Origin of the sequence: Nafulsella turpanensis ZLM-10 (genome assembly GCF_000346615.1) — a bacterium.
Taxonomy (GTDB): domain Bacteria; phylum Bacteroidota; class Bacteroidia; order Cytophagales; family Cyclobacteriaceae; genus Nafulsella; species Nafulsella turpanensis.
The window spans coordinates 138,866-151,078 of sequence record NZ_ANNU01000023.1; the positions used below are offsets into that span (position 1 = coordinate 138,866).

Below are 12,213 nucleotides of genomic sequence, written 5' to 3' on the forward strand. Positions count from 1 at the left end.
AAAGAAAGAAAAATTGAATGCGGGCTATAAGCCAATGGAGGATTTAAATCCGTTAACCAAAGTTTTTACCCAGTAGTTGACGGTGGAGCGGGTTTCATCTCTTTCGAATTCTATTTCTCCTTTCCTGATGGGCTTATCTTCGGCTGCTATATTTTCTGAATCCACAAAAAATACATTTGCTATAAGAGAGCCTAATCGTTTTGCAGGACCACCGGCATTCCCGGTTTTCTTGTTTACAAGCGCTACCTGCAAATCGTTGTAAATAAATTCCATACTTCCTTCAGCCTTCTCCCTATCTGCCTGCACATAAAAATCGATTTGGTCTGTATAGCCGCTCTTTATCTTCACAAACACTGTCCTTTCCAGTATAGGATTAAACTCCGACAGGTCCATTTTTTCTAACCTTCCGTAAAAGGTGTGTTGGTTAAGCGTATCGTTCAGTGGGATTTCGAAAAAGGCAGTTAAATTTCCTTTCCCCATCAACTGAGCGTTGAGGTACAGGTTTGTCGTGATACCACTCTCCAGGAGCTTTGGGTAATTTGAAATCGTATCACCAAGTAGCAGCATGTCGGTAAGGTCAATAAAACCGCTTTCCCTTGTTCCTTTATGTCGCTCGGCATAGCCAATATAGCCATCGCGCACCGCCACCCCGCCAATAAAAAATGGAACATTCAGCTTGCGGATGCTGGTTTGTGGCATTTTTGGGAAACGTTTTTCCGGGTAAGGCTGGCGTTTGTCGCGGTAAACTAAAAGATAGAAGCCATCGAGCAGGAGGGAATCCGCGGCAAATTTTCCTTCTTCAATTAACTTTTCTAGCTGAAAGTTTTGCAGCTCCAGCTGTTTATTCCTGAAGGTAAACTGATCCGTCTCATACCCTTTTATTTGGGCAAATGTTTCCCTGTCTGCTAGGGGAGTAAGACTGATATTATCGATGAAAAGGTCTTTGTCTTCGCTATTCCACGAGATTTCATCTACTTTAAAATTATAAAGTTCATTATCAAGGGAGGTTTGATATCCATCAATATTGAGCTCCAAATATTCTGAAAACAGCAAACGATCGGAGGCACGGCTGGCGAGGCTATCCAACCGAAGATTCTTAGCAAGCGCATTAATCTGGTGGACCTGAAAAGCTTTTTTCTCTTCCCCCTGGATAGTCGAAAAGGTAAAGGAACCATCGCTAATGGCTGCACTGTCTGCCTGAACCAATTGGAAGTAGGCATGTAACTCCTGCTGCCAGCCTCCTTTGGTTTTAAATTCCTTTTCTTTTTCCTGCTGAAGACCGGGAAATTTCATCACCTCAACTTCCGGGTTCCGGATTAAAATATGTCGCAGAAGAAGGGAATCGTCCTGGACCTGTAAGGGATCTATTCCTGAAACAAGGGCAAGAGGGATACTGGCATTGAATAACATGGAGGTGTTATTATCCTCCATTTGCTGCCGAATGTCTTGTAAAATCCTGGGTCTGAGAAGAAGCCCCTTGATGGATAAAAGTTCTTCAGCAGTGGAAAAGCTTATTTCCTCCGCTGTTAGCAGATGTAGGCTGTCCGCTAAATTTCTTTTAAAGTCATGGACAGAAAGCCGGATATCATCTGAATAAAAAGTAGGATAATCTTCTTTTTGGTCTTTCTCTAGATGGAAGTTTTCTACTTCAGCCATAAATCGGTCCACCTTCAAATTATTTCTTTTGCCATCGCTCAGCAGGGTATAGGTAATCTGCCCTTCCGATATGCCCGCTTTTTTAACAAAAATTGATTTGAGGTTTTCTCCCAGCAATGCCTGAAGGTTTAAGGGTGTGGTTGGCTCCTTACCTGTTTTTTCTGATCTTTTATAGCTTCTTAGCCTGATTTTTGGTTGATATAGATGTAAACTTTCGGTGTAGAGGCGCTCATTCTTAAAAAGACTGTCGAAGTAGATACCTTCAATTTGAAGGTTGGGTAAATCGACAAAGAATTGCTCTTCGGCAGCTGCCAGAAGTTTTGCTTCAACAAGACTGGGTGCCGGAGCGGGTTTTATATGAATGTTCGAGGCTTCTGCCTTTCTTTTGGCTGTGGATAATGAAATATTTTCAGCCGAAAGGGTATGCCGAAGGTCGGGCAGTTGCTGGCGGTATTTGCCTACCTCGAGCAAGAGATTATCTGAGTATAAAAAAGGAGCTTTATCGTGCACAGCAGAAGAGTCCAGCCTGAACTGATGTAGGAGGAGAGAGACATCTTCCACGGCGATAAGGTCACTTTTCTTATTTTCTTTCTGCTGACGAATGTAAAAGTGACCATCGTCCATCTGCACGGTATTAATAAAAAGAGCATCCAGGTAGGGAGCCATATCCTGATAAATTCCTGATTCTCTTAGCCTGGGCTGCTCTTCCTTTTCCACTGAACTTTGTTTAGGTAAGTAGGTATATACTACCACCGGATCTACAGCTAATACAGAATCAATTTGCAACTCTTCCTTTCGGTAAGTTTCGTGAAAGTCTATCCCACTCAGCCGGACGCTGGGCAGCTCCATTTTAAAATAATCTCTTTCCCTGAAGGTTACGAGTAATTCTTCATCAGTATACGCTTCCCTGCTGGTATTAATTCTTATATTTTCTGCTGAAATTTCATTTTTCAGCGTAGAAGCCTTCAGATTTTCTGCCTGGAGAATATGAATACCATCTGGGAAGCTCGTTTCATAATCCTTTATCTGAAATTCAAAGTCTTCAGAATAAAACAGGTGTGGAGGTTTTTGGGCGGTAATGGAATCGAAGAGGAAATGGTCCATTTGAACACTCACCTGCTGCCCGGCCAGTTGCAGTATTCCTCCGTCCGGGTCGTGGAAAGCAAGGTTTATAGTTCCTTCCTGTAGCTCCAGATTCTCTACTTTTATTACCTCCAGCCGGTCTTTTATCAGTTCGTATAAAGCACTGCTTTTGATAAGGTCAGGCCGTTCACTTTCCCGGCTTACCAGCGCTCCCAGTTGCAGGACAGGAAAGGGAATGATTACTCTCTCTACTTCCAGCTGTTTGTACAAATAAGTTTTTAGAATATCTGCCCCTAAAAGGGTTAGCTCAGGTACATGAAGGTAAATGAGGGTTTTAGCCTCTACAGCAGGAAGACTGGAAAAAGGAAAATCTAATCCTTTTGGTCTTAGGTATACATCGGAAATATGTATTTGATCGCTGAGAGTTGAAATTGCCACCCTGCCTGCCGATATGGCGTGAATATTATCTGGTAAATCGTGCTGGTAATTTTCAATTTCCAGCTCAAAATCATTGGCATAAAAGAGCTTGTTTAGCTGGTAGGCACTGGCAGAATCAAGGCGGAAATCCCAAAGATCAACACGGCTGATGTTAAGCAGAAAAGCATCGGAGGCTGGCTGCTTGCGTCGCTTAATTTGCTTAATATTTACAGTACCTTCCTGCATCGATATGCGGTCAATATTAAGGCTAAAGAGGTAATCTTTTATAAGGCCATACAAATCCTCTTCATGGAAAACCTCTTCTTCAGTAGGCGTGAAAACCTCTGAGCCCGGGGTAAGGGTGAAAGAGGGCTCCTGCAACAAAAGAGAATCGATAGATAATCTATTGTTGTGATAGGCCTCCTGCAGGTTTACACCATCCAGAAGTATACCCGGCGCACTGGCTACATAATTAGGAATAGCTTCTGCTATTTTGTTGCTGGAAGAGTCTGGGAAAATGCTGAAATTTTTGGCTCTGATTCTTTCCTCTACAGAAGATATATTCAGTTCATCTGCCTGCAGCAGGTGAAGTTCATCTGACAAGCGTAAGCTAAATTCCTGCAGCTGCAAAGTAATTTCATCTGCGTACAACAGCTTGTCCTTTCTTTTATAAGCCGTAGAGTCCAGTACAAAATCCTGGATCTGAGCCAGCTGTATTTTGGTGTTTACTTCCTGCCTGAAATCCTCATCATACTCCCATACCTTAAGCAGCCCATTCCGAAGGTACAACTCCTGGACCTCAACCGACTTCAACACCTTTTCGATGGCGGAGTAAAGATTTTCCGGGCGGATATTCTCTTTCTGTCCGGGAGAAAGCGGCTTCAGGTTATACAGTCCAAAATCTGGACTCAGAATGGTTATTTCTTTTGCAGTAAAATTCGCTGAATAGAACAGATCTTCTATGGAAAGTCCATATAAATAGAGCTGGGGAAATTCTACAGCATACAAATTACTAAGGGTGGTATTTCGTGCTACTTCTTCAGGCTCACGGAGGGGAAGCAGCTTAATGCCTTTGGCAAAAGCAGAGGAATCTTTACTGCTAAGTTTAAGCGAGTGAAGGCCAAAGTAATACAGGCCGTCAGCCAACTCTCCCTGGAGGCTATCGGCTTCAAAAAGGAAATTATCTGCATAAAACACTCTGGAGGCTTCGTCTGCCGATTCGGGGTTCAATTGAAACTGGTTCAATTCAAAATTAAAATGGGCAAGGTGGAGCTCACTCTGTTTCTGGTGTCGCTGAACCTTTACATTAAGGTTTCCATCTAAAAGCTTTACTGCACCTACTTCTAATTCTTTAATTGCTTTTGGAAGGCTTTTATAGAGGTCCTTTTTGAAAAGAGCAAGACTACTTCCTTCTTCTTTTTCTGCCTCATCAAAATTAGCATACAGCTCAATCTGAGGATTATTCAGCTCAAGGCTACTGATATCTAATACTCCCTGTAAGTAGGCTTTCCGGAGATTCAATCCGTTTACGTCTATTTCAGGAATAAGAATATCATAAATATACGGTGCCCCTATGGGAAGGCCACTGGCCTGGTCTTTTGGAAACAAGCGCAGGTTGTGTATAGAAAGATTTTTTTGGGTATAGCTGACTTCAATATGGTCGAAGCTTGATATGTACCTGCCATTAGTAGCTTCCTGAAGTTGGAGGTTTAGGGCGTTTTGCAGGATCGATTTGGTATAATTCATTAATACGAGCTGCAACGCAAAAAGTGAAATAAAGAAAAGTATAGCAGCTCCTATTACCCGGCGGGAGGTTCTTTTGCGCCACCGGATTCTTATCCGCGGACGACGCACTCGTATTTTCGGCCGTTTAAGGGGCTTAAACTTCATACATTAAAACAAAGGCCCGGATGTTGGGGGCATGATAGATAGTACGTGAGCCATATGGTTAAACCCTTAAACTAAACTTAATTCTAAATAAAGTGTTATACTAAAGAATAGTCTACGGTTTTAAACTCAAACTGTTTAGCTCCTTGTTCATTGACTTTAACAAATATATAATGCTTTCCGTTTTATGCACTTAATTTAATTTAGATGAAAAAATACTTTTACCTTCTCTGTACCCTTGGGCTCCTGCTGGGCGCATCCTGTACAGATCAGGCCCCGGGGAAGGGGCAGGTCAATGTTTTAACCGCGGAAATTGATAGTATTGCCTGGACCCCAACCAAAATATACACCCAGAAGGCGGTCGGGGAAAACGGTCCTCTTACCATTGTTGGGGAAGGGGAGGGCTTTACTCTTAAATTAATATTAAGAGGAATTACTGCAGAGGGGGTGTACCCGCTAAATGCAAGCAGACATGGTGAAATTAAAAGAGGGAATACAGCTTATACCACGATCGATATACAAGAAGCTGGTAGCATTACAGTGACTCTTTTTGAAGAGAATAAGATAGAAGGAGAATTTTCCTTCGATGCACAATGGTTAAGTGCTAATAACCGCCTGCAGGTACGGGAAGGAAAATTCAGTGTATTTTATTACTAATAATTAATCGTTGAGCTACCTTCTCAGGCTGTTGGAATTTTTAAGAATTTCTGTGCCTTTTTCATGAGCTGTGCCCGATCTGCAGTAATGGCAGGATCGCCGAAGATACTACCGGAGAGGGCTTTAACCACAGCGGATTGGTAGCCTAACTTTTCAGCTGCCCTTTTGCAGAAATCGATTTCGCTGAAAAAAACTTTTCCATCTATCTTCATTAACTGGATAAGATTGTACAAATACTCAAATCGTTCTTCGGAAGTCAAATGGGTAAAAGCAATGGTATGTGGCTCAGGTTTGCGGAATATTTCATTGATTTCATTTTCTTCCATTCCCATGCCGAAGCCAATTTTTTGAAGCCACCGGCTTTCTTTACCTGCTAGTTCATTGTCAATAGTGGCTAATTGTACGAGCATACTTAATTGCGCTTTTTTCATTGCCTGAAAGTTTAATTATTGTTTGGTTAAGGATTAGCTATTATAGTAATTTAATTACAAAAAAAGCTGGAAATGTAGGATTGGTGTAAGTTAATACCACAATTAAAAAAGGTTGCGCTACAGCGGAAAATGACTTTAAGCCGCATACAGGGCCATTACTTTTAGTTGGGTTTGAAAACCGTCAGAAAGAAGTGGAATAAGGGAATACTAAGTGCTTAAATCTTTATGTAAAGGTTGAAGTGATAACGGGTAAAGTGCCTGTTTCCAGGGCAAAGAAAACTCTTTTTACCAGAAATGTATAGGCAAAACGTTCGGAAATTGGCTGTTTCTTTCTTAGAAGGAAACAGGGCTAATAAACGAAGGCGGTGTGAAAAGAAATCTTGGGAAAAAAGCGCTTCCATAAGAGGATGTTTAAATACATTTTTTGTGCATTTATGGACAGGTTTTTTAATACAGATTTCCATTTTCAGAAAGAAACAAAAAGGATTGCAGTGACATCTCTGGCTTTTTATCTAAAAAAAACAAGACCATATAAATTATTTAAGAAATAATAAACCTAAAGAAGTATAAAATTCTTATATTGCTTTGCCTTTAGTCCACAGAATGTCTTTTGCTTTTACTAAAATACTGTCGAATACATTAAGGAATAACTTATCGCCTGCCAAGAGAAGGGTAGTGCTTACCAATAGGTATGCTATGGTAGGCATTTTGGTGTGCCTTATTTTTGCGATGCAGTATTTTTTGCTTGGATATTTTGTTCTTGGTTTAGGTCTTTTACCTATACTTTTTTTGTTTTCTCTCACCTTTGCTTTCACCAGCCAGAACAGGCCAACTACAGCAAGTAACTTGCTTCTTTCAACTGCAATTGGAGGTATTTTGCTGTTTGTTTTCCTGACAGGAAAAAATTCAGGAGCCCAGCTACTCTATTTTCCTATTTCTTTTGCTGCCCTTAATCTTTACTCTCTGGATAAAAAGCGTTTCCTGTTTTTGTATATTGGCCTGGCCGTAGGCTGCTTTCTGGGAATTGAAATATTTGTGCCAGAGGACTTTGGCCGCTATCCTTTTCCGGAGGAGATGCAGCAAATTGATTACATAGTGACGGTAAGCCTGGCCATGCTCACCTCCATTGCCGCTGGTTATAATCTTTTAACTGTCAATCACTCAGTTGAAGGCTCCCTTGAATTCAGTAAAAATCAGCATAAAGCGCTGCTACAGGGAATTCCGGATCAAATTCTCCGCTTTAATCTCGATGGCACCTGCCTGGATTTTAAAGACAATCATGAGGGAGGAACGGAGAACAGGCGATTTATCGGACAGCCAATCAGGCGATTTCTGAGTCCAAAGCTTACCGAAAGCTTATTGGATGCTGCCCAGGAGGTGGTAAAAACCGGTAGGGTAAAAGCATTTGAATGGGATTCTGTTTCAGCAGGTAGAAAGAGTTGCCAGGAATTTCGCTTGTCCCGGTTAAATGCAAGGGAAATTATTACGGTTATTAGAGATATAACGCATAAAAAGGAGCAGGAGGAAGATAAAAAAGCAAAGGAGCTGGCGGAGAATTCTGTTAAAGCTAAATCCGAATTTCTCTCCAGCATGAGTCATGAAATACGGACTCCCATGAATATCATTTTGGGCCTTTCTAAATTGCTGTTGAAGGATTACCAGCTTAACAGGCAGGCAAGGGAAAATGTGGAGGCAATAAGTTTTTCTGCAGAGAATCTCCTGGTAATTGTAAATGATATTCTGGATTTATCAAAAATAGAAGCAGGAAAGCTTTCGATTGAGAAAGTCAGCTTTAATCTGGAGAAGCTGGTGGAAAAGCATGTCAGCTTTATTAAAATAAATGCGGCTGAAAAGAAATTACAGCTCAATCTGGAGGTTGATCCAGATATACCACCGAACCTCCTGGGTGACCCAGTACGGATCAATCAGGTATTGATGAACCTGACCGGGAATGCCATCAAATTCACCCGAAAAGGTAAAATAGATGTAATGGTTGAGCTGGAATCCCTGAAAGGCAGGGAAGCGCTGATCCGTTTTAGTGTGAAGGATACAGGAATTGGCATTCCTCAGGAAAAGGTAAAGTACATTTTTGAAAGTTTTAACCAGCTCGATGAAGCGGAAGAATCAAAAGATGGCACCGGGCTCGGCTTAACCATTTCGCAAAGGCTGGTAAGCCTTATGGGAGGAAATATAACGGTTAGTAGTATCATTGGCCTTGGCTCTACCTTTAGTTTTGTCCTGCCCTTAACAGTTTCTGAACAGCCCGTACTGGAAAAAGAGCACGAGCAAAAAGCACCCGTTCCGGATTTAAGTGGTTTACATATTTTACTGGCCGAAGACAATACCATGAACCAGTTTTATGCAAAACAGCTGCTGGTGAGCTGGAATGTTACGGTAGATGTAGCTGGCAATGGCCTCGAAGTAGTGGAGTTGGCCAAGGAAAAGGCTTACGATCTTATTTTGATGGATCTGCAAATGCCACTGATGAACGGACTTGAAGCCATGCACCATATTAGAGAAGGCCGAAACAGGAATGTTTCCACCCCAGTAATTTGTGTATCGGCCGATGTTTTTCCGGAAACAAAAAACAAAGCATTAAAGAGTGGTATGAATGACTTCCTGACGAAGCCTATTGATGAGAATGCGCTGTTTTCTGTTATCAATAAATATGTTCGGCGAAAGCGGCCGGAGGTGTGCGAATCGCTGAAGATGGAGGTGCTCAAAAGTCAGCAACTCTTAAATATTGAAAACATCAGTCCCATTATTCGCAATGACCAGGAGGCTCTCGCTGAATTTTTAGATTTGTTTGTGAATACTGCCAGTGAAGATCTGGATCGCCTTTCTTCTGCCGTAATTTTAATGGATTCCGCAAAAGTGAAAGGGTATGCCCATAAACTAAAGTCTTCATTCCGGAATATAGGGGTAATTCCTTCAGTAGACCTGCTGCAAAAAATAGAAATACTTGCTGAAGAAGAATCGTCACAACAAATAATTGCCGGGCATTTGCGTGAAGTTATTCACCATTACCAGCAAATAAAGGAAGAAGTAGCCATGCGGGTGGCAAAAACAGCCTAAGAAAAACTCTTCCAACCGCTTTCCCTCCTTAACTTTTTAGCCCTCCCTGGGTTGATTGGTATAACCTATTCTAATTGTATGTCTTTGAAAGAATTCCAATGGAAGGATCTTTTTAGTCTTTTGAAAGAGACCTATACTGAGTGGAATGATGATGAGCCTTTCCGGCTTAGCGCAGCCATGTCCTATTACGCTATTTTTTCCTTACCAGGCTTATTGTTAATTGTAGTGACTACAGCTGGTTACTTTTTAGGGGAGGAGGCTGTACAGGGTGAGTTGTCTAACCAAATTAATGGAATGATTGGAAGTGATGCGGCTAAAAGCGTGGAAGGCATGTTGACCACTATCCATCAAAACCAAAGTTCCGGCTGGGCGACTATTATAGGAGTTATAACGATAGTTTTTGGCGCTACCGGGGTCTTTTACCAGTTACAACAATCTTTAAATGAAATATGGGAGGTAAAGACTAAAAAAGATGAGGGCATCAGGAAGATTGTTGTTGACCGTGTAACCTCTTTTGGAGTCATTCTTATTGTTGGGTTCCTGTTGTTAATTTCCCTTGTGCTAACCGCAGCTTTATCCTTATTAAGTAATATCCTGCAGCGGCATTTACCCGACTTTCTAATTTACGTTTTTTACTTACTTGAATTTCTTCTTTCTTTTGGAATAATTACTCTCTTGTTTGCTGCTATTTATAAAGTATTGCCAGATGTAAAAATAGGATGGAAAACCGTATGGATAGGAGCTGTTGTAACGGCAGCACTATTCGTACTGGGAAAGTTTGCTTTAGGATTTTATTTTGGAAAGTCTGATCCTGGCTCAGCTTACGGTGCTGCCGGCTCATTAATTTTAATCTTATTGTGGGTCTCCTATTCCTGTCTTATTTTATTTTTTGGAGCAGAGTTTACGAAAGTTTACGCCCGCAGGTACGGACATAATATTGAACCCTCCAGCCATGCCGAAAGGACAGCCTCCTTTGTTCTTCGCCACCAGGAGGGGCAGCAACAAACCGTTATCAAAGAAAAAGGAAAGTAAATGGCTCCTGAATTGATTAATCAAGTCAAGCTTTTTGTTCTTTTCTATTTTTTTCTACCAAAGCCACACCAGAAGCTCCCAAAGTCCCCACAACAGTAAAAAGATAAAAGCCAGCAAAATAAATGCTACCAGCAGAATAATGCCTATGCCGCTTCCCTGGTATTTTTCTTCCTGATAATATTTTTTAAGGAGATTAATATTGCGGGTGTTTGACTTGTAAAAGAAATCGAAGATACTGCCTATAATGGGGATGCTTCCAATAGTTGCATCTAAAAAAAGGTTGATTAACATCAATACAATCACCTTTCCACTCGCTCCATACTTAATCATATAAAGCACTAGACCACCTGAAATGGCGAGAGTTACTACATCACCTACAACTGGTAAAAGTCCTATAATTGGATCAAGTCCGAAGCGAAAACGTGTCCCCGGGAGTCGGAACTTGGAATCCATCAATCTGGAAATTTCCTCTACCCAGCGAAGGTCTTTCGGATATTCTTTTCTTCCGTAATTTTTCATTTCTGTTTAACCTTCTAAAAAAAAGGATGTTTTGGTGGTGAGGTAACCTATTGGTAGGTAGCGCGTTAAAAATGGTATGGAATTATTTGAACCCCTGAATAACTCAATTATACCCTTCCTGAAGAAACTTAACCTTCTCTCTCATCATTTCCCTTCCTTTAAAAACATTCCAAAGAACGAATCGTTAATAACATCGATTTAGAAAATATTTTTAGAAGCAGTTATTTAAACATTCTACAACCTTAATTTATTTTTATTTTAGTTCAACCTCAAATTTTTAACATTATGAAAAAATTCAATTGGTTTATTTTTACCTTTTTAGCCTTCGCTTTTATGGCTTGCGAAGAAGATGAGGCAGTATTGGATACTGAAGATCCAACAATAACCATTACCGCTCCCGTTAGCCAGACAGAGTTTAATCCAGATGATGCTGTAACTCTACAGGCAACGGTAATGGACAATTTAGGCCTGGAGGCTGTTCAGATTTGGGTTACTCCTCCAGGTGGAACCGCCCAAATGGTTTTTGAAGAGCCGGTAAGTGATTTCTTAAATGATAATACTAAAGCAGTCATTGAAGAAACGATTCGGTTAGGTACAACAACTCCTGCCCCAGGTAGCTACCTTATAGTAGTGCAGGCAACAGATGAACAAGGTAATACGGCCGAACAAAGTGTAACCGTAATCGTACGGGAGTTAGATGAAACTGCTCCGGTAATTTTAGTTACCACTCCTGAGGATAATGCATCTTTCCAGGCAGGCCAGGATTTTATCCTTTCTGGTGAGATTGAGGAAGACATGATGCTTTCAGAAGTGATAGTCAATGTAATGTCCAGCGCAGGAACTTCAATATTTGAAGAAACAATTACAGAGTTTGAAGATCCTACTTTGTTTAATTTACAGGATACGATTACTATCCCCCGTGATGCTAATCTTGGTGCCTCTACCATAGTAATTACCACTACCGACCAGGCAGGAAATGAAACCGTAGAAGAAATTCCTTTCACTGTAACTGAACCTGGTGCCCGTATAACTTTTATGCTGACAGATATTCCTGAAAATACTCCGGAAGAAGACCTGTTTATTGCCGGTGAGTTTGCCAATGGTGCCTGGGTTACACCTGGAACAGACGAACGCTTTATGCTCACTGATAATGGCGACGGAACTTACTCCATTACTCTTGATGCACTTACCACTACTGAAACAGAAGGTGTGGTCGCTTATAAATTTGCAAGAGAAGGCGGCTGGGAAACAGTAGAAAGAGACGCAGATTGTGTGGATATTGATAACCGTACTGTTGCCAATGATGGTTCGGTTACCGAAGTTCCAGGCTTGGTAGTTGCTTCCTGGGCTGACCTTTGTCAATAAAAAATAGTTGTAAATACACATTTGAACTAGTATAACTGTCTCGTCCTAGAATAGCGATACAGGTTTTTACAATAATAAATAATTAAATATT

The 12,213-nt window shown here is 41.1% G+C and carries 8 protein-coding genes; 4 read left to right on the forward strand and 4 right to left on the reverse strand.

The window, feature by feature from the left end; translation table 11 throughout:
- Nucleotides 1-24 precede the first annotated feature (24 nt).
- On the reverse strand, nt 25-5,046 hold the full coding sequence (locus F752_RS0110745; protein ID WP_152425106.1) for a hypothetical protein: 5,022 nt from the start codon (nt 5,044-5,046) through the stop codon (nt 25-27).
- Nucleotides 5,047-5,250: 204 nt separating this feature from the next.
- On the opposite strand from F752_RS0110745, the gene F752_RS0110750 reads away from it, so the two are divergent.
- Nucleotides 5,251-5,700, forward strand: coding sequence for a DUF6252 family protein (locus F752_RS0110750; RefSeq protein WP_017731745.1), 450 nt, complete (start codon nt 5,251-5,253; stop codon nt 5,698-5,700).
- 23 nt (nt 5,701-5,723) lie between these two features.
- Here the strand turns inward: F752_RS0110750 and F752_RS0110755 are convergent, their stop codons facing one another.
- Together F752_RS0110755 and F752_RS26820 are read right to left on the reverse strand one after the other, a co-directional pair.
- The gene (locus F752_RS0110755; RefSeq protein WP_017731746.1) at nt 5,724-6,131 is read right to left on the reverse strand and encodes a hypothetical protein; all 408 of its coding nucleotides are present in this window, start codon (nt 6,129-6,131) and stop codon (nt 5,724-5,726) included.
- A gap of 575 nt (nt 6,132-6,706) precedes the next feature.
- A complete protein-coding gene (locus tag F752_RS26820; protein ID WP_017731748.1) occupies nt 6,707-6,838 on the reverse strand; it encodes a hypothetical protein in 132 nt (43 codons plus the stop codon).
- Here F752_RS26820 and F752_RS0110770 point away from each other — a divergent pair.
- Both F752_RS0110770 and F752_RS23910 read left to right on the forward strand, forming a co-directional pair.
- Nucleotides 6,828-9,206, forward strand: coding sequence for an ATP-binding protein (locus F752_RS0110770; RefSeq protein ID WP_017731749.1), 2,379 nt, complete (start codon nt 6,828-6,830; stop codon nt 9,204-9,206). The two genes, F752_RS26820 and F752_RS0110770, sit on opposite strands and share 11 nt — an antisense overlap.
- A 120-nt stretch (nt 9,207-9,326) precedes the next feature.
- On the forward strand, nt 9,327-10,238 hold the full coding sequence (locus tag F752_RS23910) for a YihY/virulence factor BrkB family protein (RefSeq protein WP_236614003.1): 912 nt from the start codon (nt 9,327-9,329) through the stop codon (nt 10,236-10,238).
- A gap of 54 nt (nt 10,239-10,292) precedes the next feature.
- Here the strand turns inward: F752_RS23910 and F752_RS0110780 are convergent, their stop codons facing one another.
- Nucleotides 10,293-10,757, reverse strand: a complete 465-nt coding sequence (locus tag F752_RS0110780; RefSeq protein WP_017731751.1) for a DUF4112 domain-containing protein — start codon at nt 10,755-10,757, stop codon at nt 10,293-10,295.
- A 285-nt stretch (nt 10,758-11,042) separates the two neighbouring features.
- On the opposite strand from F752_RS0110780, the gene F752_RS0110785 reads away from it, so the two are divergent.
- Complete coding sequence (locus tag F752_RS0110785; protein ID WP_017731752.1) at nt 11,043-12,122, forward strand: DUF4625 domain-containing protein; 1,080 nt, start codon at nt 11,043-11,045, stop codon at nt 12,120-12,122.
- The last annotated feature ends 91 nt before the right edge of the window (nt 12,123-12,213 follow it).